At 66.1% G+C, this 22581-nt stretch carries 18 protein-coding genes, 1 pseudogene and 2 riboswitches; of the genes and pseudogenes, 6 read left to right on the top strand and 13 right to left on the bottom strand.

What is annotated here, in order from left to right; all coding sequences use genetic code 11:
- Positions 1 to 101: 101 nt before the first annotated feature.
- The 6 genes from VC352_RS13625 to cfaB form a co-directional block, all read right to left on the bottom strand.
- Entirely contained in the window at positions 102 to 509 is a 408-nt protein-coding gene (locus tag VC352_RS13625) for a DUF1850 domain-containing protein (RefSeq protein ID WP_322980087.1), read from the bottom strand.
- Positions 506 to 2533, bottom strand: coding sequence for a TRAP transporter permease (locus VC352_RS13620; protein WP_322980086.1), 2028 nt, complete (start codon positions 2531 to 2533; stop codon positions 506 to 508). The genes VC352_RS13625 and VC352_RS13620 overlap by 4 nt, the downstream gene beginning before the upstream one ends.
- A 243-nt stretch (positions 2534 to 2776) precedes the next feature.
- A complete protein-coding gene (locus VC352_RS13615; protein ID WP_322980085.1) occupies positions 2777 to 3730 on the bottom strand; it encodes a TAXI family TRAP transporter solute-binding subunit in 954 nt (317 codons plus the stop codon).
- A 491-nt stretch (positions 3731 to 4221) separates the two neighbouring features.
- Complete coding sequence (locus VC352_RS13610; RefSeq protein WP_322980084.1) at positions 4222 to 5562, bottom strand: sigma-54 dependent transcriptional regulator; 1341 nt, start codon at positions 5560 to 5562, stop codon at positions 4222 to 4224.
- A 113-nt stretch (positions 5563 to 5675) separates the two neighbouring features.
- The gene (locus VC352_RS13605; RefSeq protein WP_322980083.1) at positions 5676 to 7427 is read right to left on the bottom strand and encodes a sensor histidine kinase; all 1752 of its coding nucleotides are present in this window, start codon (positions 7425 to 7427) and stop codon (positions 5676 to 5678) included.
- A gap of 41 nt (positions 7428 to 7468) precedes the next feature.
- Entirely contained in the window at positions 7469 to 8653 is a 1185-nt protein-coding gene (cfaB, locus tag VC352_RS13600; RefSeq protein WP_322980082.1) for a C17 cyclopropane fatty acid synthase CfaB, read from the bottom strand.
- A 483-nt stretch (positions 8654 to 9136) separates the two neighbouring features.
- On the opposite strand from cfaB, the pseudogene VC352_RS25455 reads away from it, so the two are divergent.
- Positions 9137 to 10204 (top strand): annotated as a pseudogene (locus VC352_RS25455) (methyl-accepting chemotaxis protein); the annotation flags it as partial.
- A complete protein-coding gene (locus VC352_RS25450; protein WP_416340180.1) occupies positions 10187 to 11059 on the top strand; it encodes a methyl-accepting chemotaxis protein in 873 nt (290 codons plus the stop codon). The pseudogene VC352_RS25455 and the gene VC352_RS25450, both read left to right, overlap by 18 nt.
- Before the next feature lie 6 nt (positions 11060 to 11065).
- Here VC352_RS25450 and VC352_RS13590 read toward each other — a convergent pair whose 3' ends face one another.
- Positions 11066 to 12073: an iron ABC transporter permease gene (locus VC352_RS13590; protein ID WP_322980080.1), complete on the bottom strand. Its 1008-nt coding sequence runs from the start codon at positions 12071 to 12073 to the stop codon at positions 11066 to 11068.
- Positions 12070 to 12957, bottom strand: coding sequence for an ABC transporter substrate-binding protein (locus VC352_RS13585; protein ID WP_322980079.1), 888 nt, complete (start codon positions 12955 to 12957; stop codon positions 12070 to 12072). The genes VC352_RS13590 and VC352_RS13585 overlap by 4 nt, the downstream gene beginning before the upstream one ends.
- On the opposite strand from VC352_RS13585, the gene VC352_RS13580 reads away from it, so the two are divergent.
- The gene (locus VC352_RS13580; protein ID WP_322980130.1) at positions 12872 to 13114 is read left to right on the top strand and encodes a hypothetical protein; all 243 of its coding nucleotides are present in this window, start codon (positions 12872 to 12874) and stop codon (positions 13112 to 13114) included. The genes VC352_RS13585 and VC352_RS13580 overlap by 86 nt on opposite strands.
- Here VC352_RS13580 and VC352_RS13575 read toward each other — a convergent pair.
- The 5 genes from VC352_RS13575 to cbiE form a co-directional block, all read right to left on the bottom strand.
- On the bottom strand, positions 13098 to 13904 hold the full coding sequence (locus VC352_RS13575; RefSeq protein ID WP_416340179.1) for an ABC transporter ATP-binding protein: 807 nt from the start codon (positions 13902 to 13904) through the stop codon (positions 13098 to 13100). The genes VC352_RS13580 and VC352_RS13575 overlap by 17 nt on opposite strands.
- Positions 13905 to 13983: 79 nt before the next feature.
- On the bottom strand, positions 13984 to 16083 hold the full coding sequence (locus tag VC352_RS13570; protein ID WP_322980078.1) for a TonB-dependent receptor: 2100 nt from the start codon (positions 16081 to 16083) through the stop codon (positions 13984 to 13986).
- A 264-nt stretch (positions 16084 to 16347) separates the two neighbouring features.
- A riboswitch (cobalamin riboswitch) is annotated at positions 16348 to 16542 on the bottom strand.
- A gap of 121 nt (positions 16543 to 16663) precedes the next feature.
- Complete coding sequence (locus tag VC352_RS13565; protein WP_322980077.1) at positions 16664 to 17356, bottom strand: (2Fe-2S) ferredoxin domain-containing protein; 693 nt, start codon at positions 17354 to 17356, stop codon at positions 16664 to 16666.
- Between the two features lie 230 nt (positions 17357 to 17586).
- Positions 17587 to 18306, bottom strand: coding sequence for a cobalt-precorrin-6A reductase (locus VC352_RS13560; RefSeq protein WP_322980076.1), 720 nt, complete (start codon positions 18304 to 18306; stop codon positions 17587 to 17589).
- Positions 18303 to 19505, bottom strand: a complete 1203-nt coding sequence (cbiE, locus tag VC352_RS13555; RefSeq protein WP_322980075.1) for a precorrin-6y C5,15-methyltransferase (decarboxylating) subunit CbiE — start codon at positions 19503 to 19505, stop codon at positions 18303 to 18305. Before cbiE ends, VC352_RS13560 begins: the two co-directional genes overlap by 4 nt.
- Positions 19506 to 19561: 56 nt before the next feature.
- Positions 19562 to 19757, top strand: a riboswitch (cobalamin riboswitch).
- Positions 19758 to 19848: 91 nt separating this feature from the next.
- On the opposite strand from cbiE, the gene cobG reads away from it, so the two are divergent.
- From cobG to VC352_RS13540, 3 genes are read left to right on the top strand one after another with little or no spacing between them, the layout of a single operon-like run.
- On the top strand, positions 19849 to 21162 hold the full coding sequence (gene cobG / locus VC352_RS13550) for a precorrin-3B synthase (RefSeq protein ID WP_322980074.1): 1314 nt from the start codon (positions 19849 to 19851) through the stop codon (positions 21160 to 21162).
- The gene (locus VC352_RS13545; RefSeq protein ID WP_322980073.1) at positions 21155 to 21781 is read left to right on the top strand and encodes a precorrin-8X methylmutase; all 627 of its coding nucleotides are present in this window, start codon (positions 21155 to 21157) and stop codon (positions 21779 to 21781) included. The genes cobG and VC352_RS13545 overlap by 8 nt, the downstream gene beginning before the upstream one ends.
- The gene (locus tag VC352_RS13540) at positions 21778 to 22521 is read left to right on the top strand and encodes a precorrin-2 C(20)-methyltransferase (RefSeq protein WP_322980072.1); all 744 of its coding nucleotides are present in this window, start codon (positions 21778 to 21780) and stop codon (positions 22519 to 22521) included. The genes VC352_RS13545 and VC352_RS13540 overlap by 4 nt, the downstream gene beginning before the upstream one ends.
- The last annotated feature ends 60 nt before the right edge of the window (positions 22522 to 22581 follow it).

The raw sequence follows: 22581 nt of genomic DNA, 5'->3' as shown, positions 1-22581 counted from the left end.
ACGGGCCAAACGAACAAAACCCCCACAGGCTCGCGCCGTATGGGGGTTTCTTCTTTGCGCCGACGCTTGTGGCGCCGGGAGCCTGGTTCGCGCTGGCGAACCTAACCCGCTGAGGGTGCGGGGGTGCTCAGCTCACAGCTCCAGAGTTCCAACGCCGGCTGGCTCGCTTTTGGCGGGCCGAGCCAGTCGCTCATCGGGCGACAACGCTGGTCGATACACAGTTGGTAATCCCCCGCTTCGGGCGTGCGCCCAACGCGCAGGGGTTGCAAGGGCGGTAGCTGACGCTGGTAGTGCCAGCTGCCATTGCGCAGTTCGGCGCCGTCAGGAATCTCCATCCCGGCGCCCGAGCCTTTGACCCGCGCCTCGCCGAGGATCAAACCCTCGGCGCTGACGCGGTAATCCTCTTCCCAGCGGATCTTCTCGATGGTGTGGTTCCAGGCCAGGGTGAACGCTGGCGTGGGCAGCGACGCCCACACCACGCCGGCCATCCCCAGGCACAGGCCGATCACGCCGTGGCCACCTGGGAGCGTCGCGCGCGCCACAGATGCTGAGCGATGAACAGCGCGCTGAGGGCGAAACCGATTTCATCGCTCGACGGCGTGGCCAGGATCAGGCTGGCACCGGCGGCGAAGCCCAGCAGACGCTCCCACCAGCTCAGCTTGGCCTGCAGGTAGCCGGTGAAGATTGCGCCGAGCAGACCGATCGCCAATACCGCCTTGAACACCACGTAGACCGTTGCCAAGAGGCTGTCGCCCTGCAGCATCAGGGCGGGCGAATAGACCGCCATGAACGGTACGACGAAACCGGCCACGGCGATACGTACGGCCCACAGGCTGATCTTCAGACCCGTCTCCTTGGCGATCGGCGCGGCAGCGAAGCAGGCCAGCGCCACCGGCGGGGTGAGGTCGGCCATGATGCCGAAGTAGAAGACGAACATATGCGAGACGATCAAGGGTACGCCCAGATCGAGCAGCGCCGGGGCAGCGATGGAACTGGTGATGATGTAGTTGGGAATGGTCGGGATGCCCATGCCCAGCACCAGGCAGGTGAGCATGGTCAGCACCAGCGAGAGGAACAGGTTGTCCTGACCGATGGCGAGGATGTAGCCGGCGAAGGTGGACGCGACCCCGGTCAGCGACACCACGCCGATGATCACCCCGACCAGGGCGCAGGCGATCCCCACCGGCACCGCATGCCGCGCGCCTTCGACCAGTGCGTGCAGGCACAGGGTCAGGGTGTCGCGGCCACCTTTGACGAACCAGCACACCGCCACCAGCGCCGCGATGACACCGAACACCACGCCGATGCCGAGCTGGAAGAAACCGGCGCAGAGCACCCCGAGGGCGATCCAGAAGGCGAAGCGCATGGCCTTGGACGACACCTGCAGGATGATCGCCGAGCCGAGGATGACCATGGCGGTCAGCGCCAGGCCGACGGTGCCGGAGAACAGCGGCGTGCGCCCGGAGAACAGCAGGTAGACCAGAATGGCCAGCGGGATCAGCAGGAACCAGCGCTCACGCACGGCCTTCCAGGGGTTCGGGCATTCATCCTTGGGCAGGCCGCGCAGGTTGGCGCGCTTGGCCTCCAGATGAACCATCCAGAACACCGAACCGAAGTACAGCAGCGCCGGAATCAGCGCGGCCTTGGCCACCTCGAAGAACGGCACGTTGATGGTCTCGGCCATGATGAAGGCCACGGCGCCCATGATCGGCGGCATGATCTGGCTGCCCATCGACGAGGTCGCCTCGACCCCACCGGCGAACGCCGGACGGTAGCCGAAACGCTTCATCAGCGGGATGGTGAACTGGCCGGTCGTGACCACGTTGGCCACGCCGGAGCCGGTGATGGTGCCCATCAGCGCCGAGGACACCACCGAGACCTTGGCCGGGCCGCCGACCTTGTGGCCGAACAGGCCCATGGCGAAGTCGGTGAACAGCTTGATCATCCCGGCCTGCTCGAGGAAGGCGCCGAACAGGATGAACAGGAAGATGTAGGTCGCCGACACGTAAGTCGGGGTGCCGTACAGACCCTCGGTACCGAACGACAACTGGTTGACGATCTGGTCGAGGCCGTAGCCCCGGTGCATCAGGTCGCCCGGCAGGTACTGACCGAGCAGGCCATAGGCGAGAAACAGCGCGCAGATGATCGGCAGGGCAATGCCCATGACCCGGCGCGCGGCCTCGAACACCAGCACGATCAGGGTCAGGCCGACGATCATGTCGGTGCTGGTCATGTCACCCGAGCGCTGGATCAGATCCGCCTCGAAGTACCACTGGTAGAAAGCCGTGGCCATGCCCGCCAGGCCCAGCAGCCAGGCCAGCGGTTGCCACGGGCGGCCCTTGCCCAGCGCCGGAAAGCTGATGAACACCAGCAGCAGCAGGAAGCCCACGTGCACCGCACGCAGCACCTGGGTCGACACCGGGTGGAAGGCCGCCGTGATGATCTGGAAAACGGAAAACAGCAGCGCGACGGCAAAGAGTGCCTTGGGCCAATCCGAAGGACTGGCAGCCAGGTCGTTGTTCTGATCACTCATGGAGTGCAAACCTCATGACTACATAGGATGCGGAGACAGACTCGCCAACAAAACCCACCGCCGTTTAACGCCGGTTTTATTCGCGATTCTGGGAGCTCTGCCCATTCCGGTCTTTGCGCTGTAGGAGCGGCTTCAGCCGCGATCAGCTCGCAAACATCGCGGCTGAAGCCGCTCCTACAAAAGCAAGGTCGGCGTGGAGGCAGAGCGATCAGGCCGCGACTCATGTCGCGGCCTGATTCGGCATTACAGCGCGCCGACTTCCTTGTAGTAACGCTCGGCGCCCGGGTGCAGCGGGATCGGCAGGTTCTTGGCAGCGTTTTCCAGCTTGATGTCCTTGGCCGCGGAGTGAGCGGTGCCCAGGCGGTCGAGGTTGTCAAACATCAGCTTGGTCATCTGGTAGGCCACGTCGTCGGAAACGCCTTCATGGCTGACCAGGATGTTGGTGATGGCAACGGTGGGCACGTCAGCGTCCTGGCCGTCATAGGTGCCGGCCGGGATGGTCGCCGGCTGATAGGCGGCGTTGCCGATTTTGGCGGTGACATCCGCCGGGATCGAGACGAAGTTGATCTTCATGGTCGAGGCCAGGTCGCGGATGGCCGCCATGCCCAGACCAGAGGATTGCAGGGTGGCATCCAGCTGGCGGTTCTTGATCAGCTCGACCGACTCGGCGTAGGGCAGGAACTCCACCGCAGCCATGTCCTTGTAGGTCAGGCCGGCGGCGGCGAAGATGGCGCGCGCGTTGAGTTCGGTACCGGACTTCGGTGCACCCACGGAGATGCGCTTGCCTTTCAGATCGGCCAGGGTCTTGATGCCGGAATCGGCGTTGGCGACGATCTGGATGTAGTTCGGGTAAGTACCGGCGATGGCGCGCAGCTTCTTCAGCGGCGCCTTGAAGCCGGCATCTTCCACGCCGTTCCAGGCGTCGGCGACCGAATCACCGAGGGCGAAGGCCAGTTCACCACGGCCAGCCTGCAGCAGGTTGAGGTTTTCCACCGAGGCCTTGGTGGCCTGTACCGAGGTCTTGGCGCCGTCGATGCCGGTGGTATAGAGCTGCGACAGGGCAACGCCGATCGGGTAGTACACACCGCTGGTACCGCCAGTGAGCACGTTGATGAAGGTCGGCGCAGCGAGCACGGCAGTGCTGGCAGTCAGGGCTGCAGCGGCGGCGAAAAGGCCGAATTTCTTGGTCAGTCGCATGGAAGTATCTCCGTCGTTGTTATGGCTTTATGCAGAGGTTCACTGTAGACGACGCCCTCCGCAGCACACGGCGAGCGCAGTCGTACCGCGCAATCAGCGGCGCAGGGTGCAGCGTCGGACAAGTACCGCAGCGTTGGCGGTCGGATGGCGGCCCATGCACGGCAATACAGGCGGCATGGCGCGGGGGGCATGACAGTTCATGGGCTGACCTCTTGTCGTTCTTATGGTCGCCGCATCGGCAAGACACCGCGCGGCTGACATTGCTTTAGCAGATGCCGTGCCAGCGCCTGAAATGCCCGAGATAGAGGGGTTTTATCAAATGACTCAGGGATCACTGAGCGGGAAACCGCTTATACCCGCGGAGCCATCGGCAGAAATCCGCCTATAAATAGCCCGGATGCAATCCGGGGCCGGAGCGCGCTGTTTACCCGGATTGCATCCGGGCTACGCTGAAAAACTTTCTCGGCAGGCTGGCTAGCGCAGAACCCGCATCACTCCTCACCAGCAGGCAGATAGTCGCTGCGCGCCAGCCCGTGGCGCTGCATCTTCTCGTTGAGGGTGCGCCGTGGCAGTTGCAGCATCTCCATCACCGCGGTGATGTTGCCCTGGCATTGCTGCAGGGCGTTGTGCAGGCAGCGCGCCTCGAAGGCTTCCATCTGCTCGACCAGCGCCTGGCCGGCAAAACGCTCGTCCGGCGACGGGCGGGACAAGCCCAGGGCATGGCGCTCGGCGGCGTTGATCAATTCGCGCACATTGCCCGGCCAATCATGCCCGAGCAGACGCGCCAGCTCGCTCGGCGCCAGCGGCGGCGCCTCGCGCCCATGGCGCAGGGCCGCCTCATGAGCGAAGTGGTCGAACAACAGGGGAATGTCCTCACGGCGCTCGCGCAGCGGCGGAATATGCAGGGTGGCGACGTTGAGGCGATACACCAGGTCTTCGCGGAAGCGCCCGGCCTTCACCTCGTCGAGCAGATCCGGCTTGGCCGCGCTGATCACCCGCAGATCGACCTTGATGCTCTTGTTCGAGCCGAGGCGTTCCAGGGTCTTTTCCTGCAACACGCGCAGCAGCTTGACCTGCTGCGCCAGTGGCATGCTTTCCACCTCATCGAGAAACAGCGTGCCGCCATCGGCATGCTCGATGCGGCCGATGCGCCGCGCCTGAGCGCCGGTGAAAGCGCCGCTCTCGTGGCCGAACAGCTCGCTTTCGAAGATGGTCTCGGGGATCGCCGCGCAGTTGAGGGCGGCGAAAGCCTTGTCGGCACGCGGGCTGAAGTCGTGCAGGCAGCGCGCCACGCGCTCCTTGCCGCTGCCGGTTTCGCCGCGGATCAGCACATTGACCGAGGTGCCGGCCAGTTCGAGGATCTGCCGGCGCAGGTTCTCCATCGGGCGCGAGATGCCGATCAACTGGCTCTCGATGCGCCCCTTGTCCGCCACCTGCTGGCGCAGCAGGCGGTTCTCGCAGACCAGGCGGCGCTTGTCCAGCGCCCGGCGCACGCTGTCGAGCAGGCGTTCGGGGGCGAAGGGTTTTTCGATGAAGTCATAAGCGCCGTTGCGCAGCGCCTGCACGGCCATGGGCACATCGCCGTGGCCGGTGATGAGGATCACCGGCAGGTCACTATCGATCTGCAGCAGCTTGTCGAGCAGTTGCAGGCCATCACTGCCGGGCATGCGCACATCGCTGACGACGATGCCGGGGTAATCGCGATCCACCGCAGCCAGCGCCTCGGCCGCGCTGGCGCAGGTGCGCACGGTGAAACCGGACAGTTCCAGCCACTGCTGCACCGCCTCGCGAATCGCCGCCTCGTCGTCGACCACTATGACCTGAGCGCTCATGCCACCTCCTCATCAAAACGGCTGGCAGTGTAGCCCGAGCGCGCTTATGTGGGAGGGGCTTTAGCCGCGAACATATGACATCGCCGTCGCGGCTAAAGCCCCTCCCACCGGTATTACGGTGCGGCGGGCAAACGCAGGGTAAACACCGCGCCCAGCTCGCCATTGTCGGCCTCCAGGCTACCGCCCAAATCACGCACGATGCCGTAGGACACCGCCAAGCCGAGCCCCAACCCCTGCCCCACCGGCTTGGTGGTAAAGAAAGGCTCGAAGACGCGCCCCAGCGTCTCTTCGGCAATACCGCCGCCGCTGTCCTCGACGCTCAGCACGCAGTCGGCGCCGTCACGGGCGATACGCACCTGCAGCACGCGGGCATCGCACTCGGCCATGGCATCGAGGGCGTTGTGCAGCAGGTTGAGAATCACCTGTTCGAGGCGGATGGCATCGCCCAGTACCTGCGCCCCGGCATCGACCTCACGGCGCAACTCCACCTGTTCGCTGCGCATGCGGGGCGCCAGCAGTTGCAGGGCCTGCTCCAGCACGTCGGCCAGGCTCAGGCGTTCGCTCAAGCCTGCCGGGCTCTTGCGCGCGAAGGTTTTCAGGTGGCCGGTCAGCGCGGCCATGCGCTGCAGCAGGCCGTCGACACGCTGCAGGCCGTCGCGAACCGCCTCCGCCTTACCGCTGTCGAGCAGCAGGCGCAGGCTGCCGAGCTGCATCTGCAGGGCGGTCAGCGGCTGGTTGATCTCGTGCGCCAGGGCCGCCGACATCTGCCCCAGCGCAGCCATCTTGGCGGCATGCACCAGGCCTTCCTGGGCTTCGCGCAGCTCGCTGGTGCGCAGCTCGACCTCACGCTCCAGCCGCTCACGGATGCCGGCCTGCAGGCGCTGGTTCTTGCGCCGCTGAACGAGGAACAGCAGCAGGAAGGCCAGGGTCGTCCATACCCCGGCGGCGGCCAGGCGATAGCTGCGCACGCTGTCGGCCAGGCCGGAGGGCTCGCTGAGCAGGTGCAGCGTCCAGCCTTCCTCGGGCATCAGCAGGCGCTGCCAGAGGTAATCACGATTGCCATCCGGGCCGTCGACCCGCGCCCACTCGGCGTCATCGTCGATGCGGCGGTGCTGCACGCTGGTCAACGGCTGCAGCGATTGCTCGGCGTACTTGCGCACCTCCACCAGCTCGGCGCGCGCCGCCTCGTTCAACGGTTGCAGGGCACGGAAACGCCAGGCCGGACGATTGCTCAGGATCACCACCTGGTAGCTGTCGGCCACCAGCAGCACGCCAGGCTGGCCGACCCATTCGCGCTGCAGCTCTTCCAGCTCCAGCTTGACCACCAGCACGCCGAGCAGGCGGCCGTCGTCGTCACGCACCACATGGGAAAGGAAGTAGCCGGGAATGCCGGTGGTGACCCCCACCGCGAAGTAACGCGAGCCTTCGTTGCGCAACGCGCCCTGGAAGTACGGACGAAAGGCGTAGTTGTTGCCGACGAAACTGCTCCAGTCGCGCCAGTTGCTGGCCACCAGGGTGTCGCCGTGGGTGTCGAGCAGATACAGCACGGTCGAGCCCGCTGCGGCATTGAGGCGTTCGAGGCGATGGTTCAGGGCCTGGCGCAACTGTCGATCATGTGGCGTACGCAGCAGCGCCTTGATGTCGCTGTCCAGCGCCAGCACCTCGGGCACCGAGCTGAAGCGCTCGACCAGGGTGCGAATGGACTGTGCATAGAGCTGCAGTTGCCCGCGCGCCTCGACGCTGCGCTCGTCCCAGGCGTGGCGCTCGGCATAGCGGCCGCCCAGCCAGGCACTCAGCAGCAGGCCGACGAGGATCGCCAGGGCGGTGAGCGGAACGCGGTAGCGGGGGCGTTGCGGCAGGGGCATGGGCGGCTCGCGGGGGTGGGCACGAGCCGCATGTTACTGCATCAGAGGTAGAGGTCGGCACGCGTCCAGGGCAGATCATGGCTACCGTCCTCGCGCGGCTTCACCGCGAGAATCTGGTGCAGGTTCATCCAGCCATGCTGGAAGCCGTAGGCGCAGCCGGCCAGGTACAGACGCCAGATGCGCAGGGCTTTCGCCGGCACCCACTGCGCGGCCTTGTCCAGTTGCTGCTCCAGGCCCTGGCTCCACAGCTGCAGCGTGCGCGCGTAGTGCAGGCGCAGGCTCTCGACATCGACGATCTCCAGCCCGGCTTCGCTGATCGCCGTGGCGATGGTCACCAGATGCGGCAGCTCGCCCTGCGGAAACACGTAGCGGTCGATGAACTCGCCCGCGCCCCGACCGACCGGGCGGCCATCGGTGAAGCGCGAGGTGATGCCGTGGTTCATCACCAGCCCGCCGGGCCTGACCGCGCCGAACAGACGCTGGCAATACAGCGCCAGGTTGGCGTGACCGACGTGCTCGAACATACCGACGCTGATCACCTTGTCGAAACGGCCATCCTGCGGCAGGTCGCGGTAGTCGAGGCGCTCCAGGGTCACGCGCTCGCTCAGGCCCTCTTCGGCCACACGCTGCAGGCCCAGCTCCAGTTGCGCCTGGCTGAGGGTGATGCCATACACCTCGGCCTCGAACTCGCGGGCGGCGAAACGCGCCAGCCCGCCCCAGCCACAGCCGACGTCGAGCAGCTTGTCGCCCGGCTGCAGGCGCAGCTTGCGGCACAGGTGGCGCATCTTCGCCTGCTGGGCCTGGTCGAGGCTTTCCCCGCCGGTTTCAAAGTAGGCGCAGGAGTAAACCATGTCGCGATCCAGCCACAGCCGGTAGAACTCGTTGGACAGGTCGTAGTGGTAGCTGATCGCCTCGGCGTCGCTGCGCTTGTCGTGGGCCGTGTGCAGTTCCACCGGCGCGCTGTCGTCACCCAGCAGCGCGCTGCTCAGTGCATCGCCCAACTCGATGGCCGCCTCGATGGGACCTTCCAGCTCCACCCGGCCCTCGACGTAGGCCGCGCCCAGCGCATCCAGGCTGGGGTGAGCCAATTGGCTGACCAGGCTGGGATCCTTGACCACCAGCGTCAGCCGCGGTTTCGGCCCCAGATCCATCTGCTTGCCGTCCCACAGTTTCAGACGCAGCGGCAGTTGCAGGTCACGAAGTGCGGTGGGCAGTTGCGCGAGCATGGTCGTCCCTCCTGATCAGGTGTGATGGAACCTGAAGCAGATGACCCAGCCATGCCTGGCCAGGTTCGTTCAAGCTGACTAACGGCAACAGGCTGCTCTGAACCACCCCTCAGAAGCGCAGCACAGACCGCACTGATTAATGCTTAAAAAGAAATAAAAGACGCCAGAATTGCATTGGATCGATTTATCCAGCCCTGTCATAGTCCCGCAAGGCTGACTCCACCCTACAGGTCAGGGCGATCCCCTAGCGCTTGCCGCCAGATGATGGGTAAGCCGCCTACTCATAAAGAAAACCTGGCCGATACCATCGAAGCCAATAAGACAACAAGAACGACTGCCCATGCCCTCGACTCCCTGCCTGACTCCACGAGTCATCCGCTGCCAAGAGAATCCTGACGTGGCTCCGTTCAATCGGTGCTGGACTGCTGTGTGCCTGCCCTCGAACACACGCACCGTCCACCCGCCACTCAAGGAGCACGTCGTATGAATCGCTGGTTGGTAAACCTGAGTGTCGCCAAGAAACTGATCGCCGGCTTCGGCCTGCTGCTGATCATGAGCGTTCTGATGTTCTCGGCTGGCTGGTACGCCCTCTCCAACCTGTCCTACCGCATGGATCGCATGAGTGCGGTCAACCAGTTGATGCAGCATCTCTCGGACATGCGCCTGGCGCGTGCCGCGTATCTGCAGAGCAACGGCGAAGAGAAATCTGCTGCCGAGCTGAAGCAGCAGATCGTCACCATCGAGCAGAATCTGGCCGACCTGCGCGGCTATTTCATGACCCAGGAAAACCAGCAGAAGATCGCCCAGATGGACGAGGCGCTGGGCAACTACCAGGCGCTGATCAACGACATGGAAGGGGCTTACCAGCAGATCGCCTCGTCGCGAAATTTGCGCCGCAGCAGCGGCGATCAGGCCCTGGCATCCCTGGATAAGCTGGACAGCTATGTCAGTAGCGACACACTGGACGTCGAGCGGACATACGCACGCTACAAGGTGGTGAAGACCATCCAGATGCAGTTCCTCTTCGCCCGCTTCGAGACGCGCGCCTACAGCTACAGCGGCAAGACCGATCAATACCAGTCGACCCTCGATGCCATCGACAAGACCCTGGCCAATCTCCAGCCCCTGCGTGCGACGCTGAGCGATGCGCCGCCCGCACTGTTTCAGGAGATGGAGCAGTCCATCCGCACCTACCGCGATACGCTCGATACCCACCAGGCCGCCCTGCTGCGCATCGATCAGGATCAGAAGAAAGCCAATGCGCTGGTTCTGGCAATGGTCGAGCACTGTCAGGCGCTGTATGACAACCAGATGCAACGGCGCAACGAAGACACCCAGCAGGCCTCGGGGATGCTGCTGGGCTGCCTGGCACTGGCGCTGATCTTCGGCATCGTCGGCGCCCTACTGATCACCCGGCAGATCGTCCCGGCCCTGCGCAGCGTGCTGCACAACGTGCAACGCATCGCCAGCGGCGACCTCAGCCATCAGGATCAGGTGCAGCGCAGTGACGAGATCGGCCAGTTGCAGCAAGGCATGAATGCCATGACCAGCAGCCTGCGGCAGTTGATCGGGCATATCGGCGACGGCGCCGCGCAGATCGCCAGCGCCACCGAAGAGCTTTCCGCCATCACCCAGCAGACCCGTGCCGGCGCCAACGAGCAGAAGCTGGAAACCGATCAGGTGGCCACCGCCATGCACGAGATGGCCACCTCGGTGCAGGACGTGGCGCGCAATGCAGTGGAAACGGCGCACGCGGTCGAGCACAGCGCCCAGGAAGCCAGCAGTGGTGCGCAGATCGTCAACAAGGCCATCGCCCAGATCGACAGCCTGTCCAGCGAGGTGGAGCTGACCGGCGAGGCCATCAGTGCCCTGGCCGAGGAAAGCGGACGCATCGGCGGCATGCTCGACGTCATCAAATCGGTGGCCGAGCAGACCAACCTGCTGGCGCTCAATGCCGCCATCGAGGCAGCGCGTGCCGGCGAAGCCGGGCGTGGTTTCGCCGTGGTCGCCGACGAAGTGCGTGGCCTGGCCCAGCGCACGCAACAGTCCACCCAGGAAATCGAGACGCTGATCGCCGCCCTGCAGCAGGGCACGCTCAAGGCCGTGCAACGCATGGAAGGCAGCCGCAACCTGACCCACAGCAGCGTCGAGCTGGCCCGCCAGGCCGGCGCGGCCCTGCACAGCATCACCACGAGCATCGGCAACGCCCAGGGCATGACCCAGCAGATCGCCGCCGCCGCCGAACAACAGGGCGCCGTGGCCGAGGAAATCAACCGCAGCGTGCTCAACGTGCGTGGCATCACCGAGCAGACCTACACCGCCAGCGAGCAGACCAGCCAGGCCAGCCAGGAGCTGGCACGCCTCGGCAGCTCGCTGCAAAGCCAGGTGCAGCGCTTCCGTCTGTAAAGGCGACTAGCGGCGCCTGAGCAGGGCCACGAAAAACACTCCGCCGATGGCCGCAGTGACGATGCCGATGGGCAGATCCTGCGGCGCCAGCCAGGTGCGCGCTGCGACATCGACCCAGACCAGGAACAGCGCCCCCAGCAGCGCCGCCACCGGCAGCACGCGGCGGTGCTCGGCGCCGACCAGAAAGCGCGCCACGTGCGGCAGCATCAGGCCGACGAAGCCGATGGCACCGGACAGCGACACCAGTACGCCGGTGAGCAACGAGGCCACCACGAACACCAGCAAGCGCACCCGACGCGGCTCCAGGCCCAGGCTCACGGCGCTCTGCTCGCCAGCCATCAGCGCGTTCAGCGCGCGGCCCAGACCGAGCAGCACGATCATGGCCAGGGCCAGGCACAACGCTGGTAGCCAGAGCAGCTCCCAGCGCGCCAGGCCGAGGCCGCCGAGCATCCAGAACAGCACCGAGCTGGCCGCATGCGGGTTGCCCAGGTACAGCAATAGGTTGCTCGCCGCCATCATCACGAACGACACCGCCACCCCGGCCAGCAGCAGGCGGTCGCTCTCCAGACGCCCGCCCCGGCTGGCGATGGCCAGCACCAGCAACATACTCGCCAGCGCGCCGACGAAGGCCGCCAGCGGCAGGCTGAGCAGCCCGGCGAACTCGCCCAGGTAGAGCACCACGATCACCGCACCGAACGCCGCACCGGAGCTGACGCCGAGCAGGTGCGGGTCGGCCAGCGGGTTGCGCGTCACCGCCTGCAGCACGGTGCCGACTAGTGCCAGTCCGGCGCCGACCAGCGCGCCGAGCAGCACCCGTGGGGCACGCAGTTGCCAGACGATGCTGTCCTGGCCGCTGTTGATCGGCATCTCGGGCGGGATACCCAACAGATGCTGGCCGAGGATCGCCAATACGCGATCTAGCGGCACCTGCGCCGCGCCGAAGGCCAGCGACCAGGCGCAGGACAGCGCCAGCAGCACGGCCAGTCCAAGCAGCAGCAGGCGATAGCGATTCACTGGGCGAAGGCCTCGGGGTGCAGCGCAGCGGCCAGCGTCTCGATGGCGGCGGCGTTATCCAGGCTTGGCGTCACCGCCAGATACGGCAGCACCACGAAGCGCTTGTCACGGATCGCCGTGACACCCTGCAGCGCCGGGTGCTGCAGCAGGAAGTCGCGCTTCTGCGCCGCCGTGCGCTCGCCGTAGTCGACGATCAGGATGACTTCGGGGTCTTGCTCGACCACCGCTTCCCAGCCCACCTTGATCCAACTACCGGTCACACCGTCCATCACGTTGCGCCCGCCGGCCGCCTCGATCAGTGGCTGCGGCATGCCCTGGCGCCCGGCGCTGAAAGGCAGGTCTTCGCCGCTGTCGTAAACGAACACCCGTGGCCGCGTTGGCTGCCCACCGAGGCGCGCCTGCACCGCCGCCACCCGCGCCTGCATGCCCTGCACCAGCGCGTCGGCGCGATCCTCGACGGCGAAGATTCGACCGAGGTTGTGCAGGTCGGTGTAGACATCGTCGAGGCTGGTGACGCGGCCCGGCATAACGTGGGCGCAAGACTCGCTCAGCTCGTACACCGGGATGCCAAAGCGCGCCAGGCTGCTCGGGGTGACCTCACCGCCCATACGCATGCCGTAGTTCCAGCCAGCGAAGACGAAATCGGTGCCTGCGCCCAGCAGGTTTTCCAGCGACGGATAACGCGCGGCCAGTTCGGGCAGGCCATCAAGCTGCTCGCGCATGCTCGGGTCGAGGGTCTTCCAACCGCTGATGCCGGTGTAGCCGGCCATGTGCCCTTTCAGGCCGAGAGCCAGGAGCATGGCGGTCATATTCACGTCATGGCTCACGGCCCGTTGCGGCGGCTGGTCGATGGTGATCTGCCGGTCGCAACTGGTGACGATCACGGCCCAGGCGGGACTGGCCAGCGCCAGCAGGATTGCACCAATGAATGTAGGAGCGAGCTTTGCTCGCGAAGCTTTTGTCTTTACCCATGATTCGCGAGCAGAGCTCGCTCCTACAGGTTCGACCGTGCGTGAGCGCTTCATCAAAGAATCCAGGTAATACGCGGATAACCCGCCAGTGGATGGGTGTCGACCAGTGCCTGCACACCGAACACCTGTTGCAGCAGCTCGGCAGTGAGCACCTCGGCGGGCGTGCCGACGGCCACCAGGCGACCCTGGTCGATCACGCACAGGCGGTCGCAGAAAGCCGCCGCCAGGTTCAGATCATGGAAGCTGGCCAGCGTCGCAAGGCCCAACGATTTGATCTGCCGCAGCAGTTCGATCTGGTAACGCGGGTCGAGGTGGTTGGTCGGCTCGTCGAGGATCAGCAGTTGCGGCTGCTGCACCAGGGCGCGGGCGAGCAAGGCGCGCTGCTTCTCGCCGCCGGACAGGCGGGCGAAATCCTGCTGCGCCCGCTCGCTCAGGCCGACCCGCGCCAGCGCCTCGTCGACCAGGCGCTGATCCTCACCATCGTCGCCGTCGAACAGCCCCTTGTGCGGCGTGCGACCCATGGCCGCCACCTCGTGCACACGCAAGCCGAAGTCCTGCGGGAATTCCTGCAGCACCACCGCCACGCGCTGCGCGCTCCAGCGTGGCGGGCGTTGCCACAGCGCTTCGCCGCCCAGTTCAACACTGCCGCTGCACGGCCGCTGAAAACGATAGGCGCAGCGCAGCAGGCTGGTCTTGCCGCTGCCGTTGGGGCCGATCAGGCCGAGCAGCTCACCGTCGCCGATGTCCAGGTCGATGGCCTCGAGCAAGGCGCGCTGGCCATCCGGCGACCAGGCCAGGTCACGGATGCGCAGGCGCGGCTCGGACGCCGCCTTACGGCGGCTCGCGGGCGGCGAGAACAGGCTGAACGACCAGCCCGAGGCGCTACTCACTGACACAAGAACTCTCCACGTGCGGCGCGCCGAGACAGGCACGCGCGCTTCAAAAGCTGTAATCCGCCGTGACGAACAGCGAACGCGGCGCGCCAAGGAACCACTGCTGACCATCGCTGCTGGCACTGGTGGCGTACTGGCGGTCGAACAGGTTATTCAACTCCAGGCCCAGGCGCACGTCCGACAGCACCTGCCAGGCGATATTCGCATCGACCACCGTGTAACCCGGCACTTTCTCGGTATTGGCCGTATCGACATAACGTGCATCGACATAACGCGCGCCGATGCCCGCCTCCACGCCGCTGCCGAGATCCTTGTTCAGCCATAGGTTGGCCGTGCGCCTCGGCACGTCGACCGGACGATTGCCGCTGCGGTCGCCACCGCCATCGACGAAATCGTCGTACTCGGCACGGACGAACGCCGCGTTGGCCGACACCTGCCAGCCACGCCCCAGCGCCAGTTCCAGCGAGGCCTCCAGGCCATCGGAGGATTGCTGGCCGATCTGCTCGGTGGGTGATGTCGGTGTCTCACGGCTGAGCAGCTTCTCCTTGACGATGTGATAGGCGGCCAGCGTCCACTCGCCCTGCCCGCCCCAGAACAGTTGCTTGAGGCCGATCTCGGTCTGCTTGGCTTCACTCAGATCGAACTGCTGCTGGCTCGGGTTGAGAGTGAGCAGGTTGCTCACCCCTTCGGTGCTGGTGGCGTACTGGCCGTACAGCGACAGCTCCGGGGTCAGGGCGAAGACGAGCCCAGCGCGCCAGTTGTCGCCCGTGAGGCTGCGGTCGACGCGGCTGTCGTCGACCCGATTGTTGCGCTCGAGATGCACCTGATCGCGGCGCACGCCAGTGACCAGCGCCAGGCGCTCGGTGAGCTGGGTGCGGTTCTCAGCGAACAGCGAGAACTGCCGGGCCTGATTGAGCTCGCGTGGGCGGTAACTGTCGGTGCTCTGGTAGCTGCCGCCGCCGGACTGGCCGAGCGGTACGCTGTCAGTGAAGGTGTTGTCGAAATCGTGGTGGCGGGCGAAGCGAATATGGTTGTAGTCGACACCGACCACGGTGCGGCTGTCGAGGCCGAACAGGGCGTGATCGAGGCTGAAGCTCTGGCGGTCGCCGAGCTGTTCCTGGTTGTGCTTGATGCGCCAGAAATCGCCTCGTTCGACCGTATCACCCGGCTGCCAGCGGTAAGCCTCGCTGTTGCGCCAGTAGCGCTGGGTCTTGATGTAGTAGAGCTGGTTGTTGGACGTCAGTGCGTCGTTGATGCGCCAGTCGGTCACCAGGCGGGTGATCTGGTCGTTGTAGTGGATATCAGCGTTGGCGACGTTGTAGTTGCGCTCGCGCAGGCTCTCGCGGAACTTGCCATCGACCAGGGGCGTGCCGAGGTAGCGCTCCGGGCTCTGCTCGCCCTGATCATGGAACAGGGTGAAGCTCAGGTCTTCGCTGGCATCCCAGCGCAGCGCGGCGCTCAATGCCAGGCTGTCGGAATCGCCACGGTCGACCCAGCCATTGCTGGCCTGTTGATTGAGGTTGAAGCGATAGCTCAGCGCGTCGCTCAACGAACCGCCGCTGTCCAGCGCGGCCTGGCGGCGGTCGTCGCTGCCATAGCCCAGGCGCAGGTGATTCTCGACCGGGCCGGAGAAGGGCTTCTTCGGCACCACGTTGATCACCGCGCCGGTGGCGCCTTCGCCATAGAGCACCGAAGCCGGGCCACGCAGCACGTCGATGCGCGCCACCGACCAGGTGTCCGCCGGGAAGGTCACGGTGCCGGCGCCGACGTACTGGCGGGTGCCGTCGTAGAGCTGCATGGTCGCCGAGTGGCCGGTGAAGCCGCGTGCCGATAGCGCGGTGCCGCCATTGCCGGGCGTGCCGATAAAACTGATGCCGGGCGTGCGGGTTACTGCATCCTGTACCGTCAGGTTGTTGCGTTCACGCACCTCGGCGCCGCTCAAGCTGCTGGTGCTGGCCGGGGTTTGCAGGGCCGAAAGCTCCAGGCGCGAACCGCTGGTGGTGGGCGTGCGCAGGTCGCTTTCGCCCTCCTCGGCGGCCTTGGCCTGGACATCGAGTGCGGGCAGATCGACAGCCTTGTCGGCCAGGGCCAGGCCGCTGAACAGCAGGGCCAGCGGCCAGGTGCAGTGAATAACAGGGTTTCGCACGTTAGGGCTTCCGGTGGTACGCGAGGAGTCGAGACATGAAACGTTATTGTTATAACATAACATTTTCAATCTCTGTCGCCAGGAAGGCAGCCGAACGGATGCCCTGGCCAAATCGGCCAGACCGGTTTTTTTGATGCGGAAATGGCGCGCCATATTGCTTCCATCGCAAAGAGAAAAGGCACGGCAATCCGATGGAAATGCGCAACAGCAGACAGGGGCACGGCGGCGCCCTACTGGAGTCAACGCCCGCCCACCGCGGGTTGCCAGACACAAACGACTCCAGGCCGGTCTCCGGGCTTGCGAGGGTCATGAACGCATCGCCTTCCCATGCGCGTGGCGCACAGTGGCGTATCGATGCGGTCGCTCGCTTACCGTTGCGGGGGCAGCGTCGGACTTCAACCGACTTCCCGTTTCACCTCACGCGCGGCGGCGTGAGACACCTGAAGCGGGGCGGATATGACCACCCGCCTCCGTTCAAGTCAAGGCGCGGGGCCGACTGTGGGAGGCGCTTTAGCGGCGATTGCTCTTTTATAGGAGCAGTTGGGCGGCATTGCGCGTCAGCCGCGAAAGGGGGCGGGCATTAAGCCTGCTCATCAATCCGCAACTCCGGCAACGCCCTGCCCGCCACCAGACGCTCGTCGACCAGACGGATCACCGCCGCTTCATCCTTGATGCCATACCACTCGCCCTGTGGATAAAGGCTCGCAGTCGGGCCCAGGTCGCAGGGGAACTGGCACTGGCTGCGGGTGATATGCACACCGCCCTCGCACTCCAGCTTGCCGGCGGCCTTGAGCCGCTGACGCAGGGTTTTCCAAAGGCCCAGCGCGCCCTTGCGCGTGCAGCGCGGGCCGTTGCACAGCAGCAGGCGCTGCGCATGCGGCGGGATCTGCGACCAGGCATGGTGTTCCGGCACGGCTGGCACGTCGCTGCAGGGGATATGCGCTTCACGGCGTTCGAGCAACGCGCCCAGGCCATCGAGCCAGGTGTCTTCCATGGCGGTGCAGACCACGAACACCTCGCTCCCATTACCGCGTTCGGCAATGCACTCGCGCAACCAGTCACGGTGCGCGGCATCGGCGCGCGGTTCCAGGTCGACCAGCAGCAGCGGGCGTGGCGCGTTATCGATGGCGTGCCAGAAACCGTCCTGCTCGGTGTCATGCAGATGCGCCTCGCCCAGCAGCGTTTCGATGCGCTGCTGCAGGCGCTCGGACGATGCACCACGCCCCAGGCCGGGGCCGATGAACAGGATGCGGGCGTAAGGGGTTTGGCTCATGACAGTCTCCAAAACGGGGCGGCAGTCTAGCAGCGCAACGGCAAGCTTAGGGCGGGTGCAACCCGCTAGACCGACATTGGCGGGTTTCACCCGCCCTACAGGAGCAGCGCCTCGCCCCAGGCATCCAACTCGGTGAACTCGCGCGTCACCACTGGCAATGGCAGGCGGCGTGGCGTCAAGCGTAGGGCGGGTGTAACCCGCCGGGCCGACGTTGGCGGGTTTCACCCGCCCTACAGGGGCAGCGCTTCGCAGAGGGCGTCCAACTCCGCAAACTCACGCGTCACCACCGGCAATTCGGGACGACGCAACAGCAGCACCGGCAGGCCCAACTCTCGCGCCACCTGCAGCTTCGGCTCGGTGGACGCGCTGCCGCTGTTCTTGCTGATCAGCACGTCGCAGCGGATGCGGGCGAACAGTGCACGCTCCTCGTCCAGGGAGAACGGCCCACGCGCGCCGATGATCTCAGCACGCGGCGGCGCCGGTTCGGCCTGCAGGCAACGTACCGTCCAGTGCTGGTGCTCAGGAATCTCATGCAGATGCGCCAGCGGCTCGCGTCCGGAGGTGAAGAAGGGCCGTTCGAATAGTGCCAGTGCGCGGGTCAGTTCATCCCAGCCGTCCACCTCGCGCCAGTCATCCTCCCCGCCTGGCTGCCAGCCAGGGCGACGCAGCGCCCAGCAGGGCACGCCGACGATTTCGGCGGCGCGGGCGGCGTTATGGCTGATCTGCGCGGCGTAGGGGTGGGTCAGATCCAGCAGCAGTTCGATGCCTTCGTCGGCGATAAAGGCGGCCAGTCCTTCGGCGCCGCCAAAACCGCCGACGCGCACACGGCAGGCGAGGTCGTCCGGCACGCGGCCCAGCCCAGCCAGGCTGTAGACCGTCTCCGGCCCCAGCCGACGCGCCAGGCGCAGCGCCTCGGTGGTGCCGCCGAGCAGCAGGATCCGCGCACTCACGGCTTGCGCACCGTCAGCAGGGTGATCGGCAGCGCCGCGCGCCAGGTGTCGAAACCACCCAGCGGCTGCGCCTGGGCCACGGTCAGACGCAGCATCTCGCCGCCGTGCTGCTCGCGAAAACTTACCAGCGCCGCCTCGCTCTGGATGGTCACGGCATTGGCCAGCAGACGCCCGCCCGGCTTGAGCGCAGCCCAGCAATCCTCCAGCACACCGGGCACGGTGACGCCGCCGCCGATAAAGATCGCATCCGGTGCAGGCAGCCCAGCCAGCGCCTCGGGCGCATGCCCGGCGACCAGTTGCAGACCGGGTACACCGAGCGTGTCGCGATTGTGGCGAATGTGTTCCTGGCGCCCCTCGTTGGCCTCGATGGCGATAGCGCGGCAAGCCGGGTGCGCACGCATCCACTCGATGCCGATGGAGCCGCAGCCGGCGCCAACGTCCCACAGCAGCTCACCAGGCAGCGGCGCCAGGCGTGCCAGGGTGACCGCGCGTACGTCGCGCTTGGTCAGTTGCCCGTCGTGGCGATAGGCGTCGTCCGGCAGGCCGCAGGTCGGCGGCAGCAGTTGTGCCCCGGCATCGGCCAGACATTCCACCGCCAGCAGGTTGAGGTCGGCGCCCCGTGGCAGGTTCCAGCTCGCGGCCAGACTATCAACACGGCGCTCCTCGGGGCCGCCAAGGTGCTCCAGCAAAGTCAGACGACTGGCACCGAAACCGCGGGCGCACAGGGCTTCGGCGACCTGCGCGGGGGTGTCACCATCGGCGCTCAATACCAGCAGGCGCATGCCGGGAAACAGTTTGCCTTTGAGCGTGGCCAGGGGCCGCCCGACCAGCGAAACCACCTCCACTTCCTGCAACGGCCAGCCCAGACGCGCGGCCGCCAGGGACACCGAGGACGGCGCGGGTAATACCAGCAGCTCGTCGGCGGCAACCTGGCGCGCCAGACTGGCACCGACGCCATAGAACATCGGATCACCACTGGCCAGCACGCACACCGCCTCGCCGCGCCGCGCCAGCAGCGGCCCAAGGTCGAAGGGGCTCGGCCAGGTTTCCCGCTCGCCACTGATGCACGGCGGCAGCAGCGCCAGTTGCCGTGGCGCGCCAACGATGCGCGTGGCCGCCAGCAGGGCGCGGCGCGCGGCCTTGCCGAGGCCGGAGTAGCCGTCTTCGCCGATGCCGACCAGGGTCAACCAGGGTTTCATCCAATGTCCTCGCACGGGCCCGACGGAGCGCCTGTCCGCGCTCCGGGCAAAGCGGGCATAATACAGGCTTCGTCGGTGCCCTTGAGTCGATACGACTCCGCAACGGGCCTAAGAGGGAACACGGCTAAACCGTGGCTGCCCCCGCAACTGTAAACAGCGAGTCTGCTGCACCCACGCCACTGGATGTCCGGGAAGGCCGCAACAGACCAAGACCTGTCAGCCAGGAGACCTGCCGACGAACGCTGGTCGCGAGTGCCAACATCGGGCGGGGTGTACCGATGCCATGGAATCCCCTGTGGATTTCGCTGGTTTGGTCGCCGCGTCGTTATCCACAGGTGATCCTTTGCCCGCATCCGTCCGCCCTTCCGCCTGCCCCGGCCTGCTGCGCATCGTGCCTGCGCTGGACGGCGGCATCTGCCGGGTCAAACTGCCCGGCGGCGTGCTGCGCAGCACCCAGGCGCGGGCGATTGCCGAGGCCGCGCTGCACAAGGCCAGCGGCGTACTGGAGCTGACCAACCGCAGCAACCTGCAGATTCGTGGCGTGCTACCCGGCCAGGAAGCACCGCTGATCGATGCCCTGCTCGCTGCCGGGCTCGGCCCGCGCGTGGCCGCCGCCGATGACGTGCGCAACCTGATGCTCAGCCCCGCCGCCGGCCTCGACCCGCAGGCGCGGATGGATGTGCGGCCACTGGCCAGCCAGTTGCTCGACCTGTTGCAGGACACCCCGGCGCTACATGCCCTTTCGCCCAAGTTCGCCCTGCAACTGGACGGCGGCGAAGCCCTGGCCATGCGCGAACACCCGCACGACCTGTGGCTGGCCGCTGAGAACGAGCAGCACTTGCTGCTGGGCCTGGCTGGCTGCCCCGGCGACACGCCGCTGGTACGCATCGAAGCGTCACAAGCGCTCGAAGTGGTACGCGAACTCCTGCTGCTGTTCCTCGAACGCGCCACGCCAGAACAATCCCGCATGCGCCATTTGCTGGCGCAGATCACACCCAGCGAGCTGCTGCAGCAATTGCAGGCCCGGCTGGCCTTTCCCCTGCAGCCTGCTGCTAACCCTCGGCAGCCCGCCGTTGTTCACCAGAGTGCGCCGGCAGGGATTTATCCACAGGCGCAGACCGGCCTGTGCATGGTGGTAGCAGGTGCGCAGTTGGGCCGGTTGCACGCCGAACAGTTGCTGACGCTCGCAGAGCTCAGCGAGCGATTGGGCGACAGCGAGCTGCACCTGACACCCTGGCAGGGCGTGCTGCTGGGCAACGTGGCGAAGGAAAGGGCTGACGAATTACTGGCCGCACTGAGCGAACTGGACCTTCTGCCCCATCTCGACGAACCGCTGCTCGGCCTGGTCGCCTGTACCGGCTCGGCGGCGTGCGCGCGCGGCCTGGCCGACAGCAAGCACCACGCCCTGCATCTGGCCGAGCTGCTGCGCGCAAACGGCGCGCGCCCACAGGTGCACTTAAGCGCCTGCCCACGCAGTTGCGCCAGCGCCCGCGTGCAGCCCTACACCCTTTTGGCCAGCACGCCCGACCACTACCAGCTCTATCAACGCACGCCCGAGGCGCCCGGTTTCGGCCGTCTGCTGGTGCCGGCCATGACCATCGACGAGGCCGGCGCCTGGTTCGCCCGCCAACACCCCGCAGGAAAACCCGATGCTTGATTACATCCGCGACGGCCAGGAAATCTACCGCCGCTCCTTCGCCACCATTCGCGCCGAGGCCAACCTCGACGGCATTCCCGCCGACCTGGAAAAACTCGCCGTACGGGTGATCCACGCCTGCGGCATGGTCGATGTGGTCGAGGATCTGCGCTTCTCCCCCGGCGCCGGTGCAGCGGGAAGTGCCGCGCTGCTGGCCGGTGCGCCAATCCTCTGCGATGCACGCATGGTCGCCGAGGGCATCACCCGCCCGCGCCTGCCGGCGAATAACAAGGTGATCTGCACCCTGCACGACGCCGGCGTACCGGAACTGGCCCGCGAAGTCGGCAACACCCGCTCGGCGGTAGCCCTGGAGCACTGGCGCGAACACCTGGAAGGCAGCGTGGTGGTGATCGGCAACGCGCCCACCGCGCTGTTCTACCTGCTGGAAATGCTCGATGCCGGGGCGCCGAAACCGGCGCTGATCATCGGCATGCCGGTGGGCTTTATCGGTGCTGCGGAATCGAAAGATGCGCTGGCCGCAGACAGCCGTGGCGTGCCCTACGTCATCGTCCGTGGCCGTCGCGGCGGCAGCGCCATGGCGGTGGCCGCGGTCAACGCCCTCGCCTCGGAGGTGGAATGATGGCTGGCCGTCTACTTGGCCTCGGCGTCGGCCCCGGCGACCCCGAGCTGCTTACCCTCAAGGCGCTGCGCCTGCTCAAAGGCGCGCCAGTGGTGGCCTACTTCGTGGCCAAGGCCAAGCACAACGCCGGCCATGGCGGTAATGCTTTCGGCATCATCGAGCAGCATCTGGACGCCGCCCAGCAGCGCCTGCCGCTGGTCTACCCGGTGACCACCGAGAAGCTCGCCCCGCCGCTGTCCTACGAGGATGTGATCGCCGACTTCTACGACACCTGTGCCGAGCAGATCGCCCAATTGCTGGACGATGGCCAGGACGTGGCGGTGATCTGCGAAGGCGACCCGTTCTTCTACGGCTCCTACATGTACCTGCACGACCGTCTGGCCGAGCGCTACGAGGTTGAGGTGGTGCCTGGCGTGTGCTCGATGCTCGGCTGCGCCTCGGTGCTCGGCACGCCGCTGGTGTATCGCAACCAGAGCTTGAGCGTGCTCTCCGGCGTGCTGCCGGAAGACGAACTGGAACAACGCCTGCGCGACGCCGAAGCGGCGGTGGTGATGAAACTCGGGCGCAACTTCGACAAGGTGCGCCGCGTGCTGCGCAAGCTCGGTCTGGACGACCGCGCCCACTACGTCGAACGCGCCACCATGGCCAGCCAGAAGATCGTGCCGCTCGATGAAGTAGAGCCGATGGATTCGCCGTACTTCTCCATGATTCTGGTGCCTGGGCAAAAGTGGCGGGGGTGAAGCGCCCGACATGCTTTTCTCCCCTCTCCCGCTTGCGGGAGAGGGGCCGGGGGAGAGGGT

The sequence above is a fragment of the Pseudomonas sp. C11 genome, from assembly GCF_034683865.1.
Classification (GTDB): Bacteria; Pseudomonadota; Gammaproteobacteria; order Pseudomonadales; family Pseudomonadaceae; genus Aquipseudomonas.
Note: the sequence above shows the minus strand (reverse complement) of the source record. Positions and strands in the feature narration are given on the sequence as shown.

Coding starts and splice junctions, on each gene's coding strand:
- VC352_RS13620 (WP_322980086.1), bottom strand. CDS start 2,533: ATGAGTGATCAGAACAACGACCTGGCTGCCAGTCCTTCGGATTGGCCC.
- VC352_RS13615 (WP_322980085.1), bottom strand. CDS start 3,730: ATGCGACTGACCAAGAAATTCGGCCTTTTCGCCGCCGCTGCAGCCCTG.
- VC352_RS13610 (WP_322980084.1), bottom strand. CDS start 5,562: ATGAGCGCTCAGGTCATAGTGGTCGACGACGAGGCGGCGATTCGCGAG.
- VC352_RS13605 (WP_322980083.1), bottom strand. CDS start 7,427: ATGCCCCTGCCGCAACGCCCCCGCTACCGCGTTCCGCTCACCGCCCTG.
- cfaB (WP_322980082.1), bottom strand. CDS start 8,653: ATGCTCGCGCAACTGCCCACCGCACTTCGTGACCTGCAACTGCCGCTG.
- VC352_RS25450 (WP_416340180.1), top strand. CDS start 10,187: ATGAATGCCATGACCAGCAGCCTGCGGCAGTTGATCGGGCATATCGGC.
- VC352_RS13580 (WP_322980130.1), top strand. CDS start 12,872: ATGGCGGTCATATTCACGTCATGGCTCACGGCCCGTTGCGGCGGCTGG.
- VC352_RS13565 (WP_322980077.1), bottom strand. CDS start 17,356: ATGAGCCAAACCCCTTACGCCCGCATCCTGTTCATCGGCCCCGGCCTG.
- cbiE (WP_322980075.1), bottom strand. CDS start 19,505: ATGAAACCCTGGTTGACCCTGGTCGGCATCGGCGAAGACGGCTACTCC.
- VC352_RS13545 (WP_322980073.1), top strand. CDS start 21,155: ATGCTTGATTACATCCGCGACGGCCAGGAAATCTACCGCCGCTCCTTC.
- VC352_RS13540 (WP_322980072.1), top strand. CDS start 21,778: ATGATGGCTGGCCGTCTACTTGGCCTCGGCGTCGGCCCCGGCGACCCC.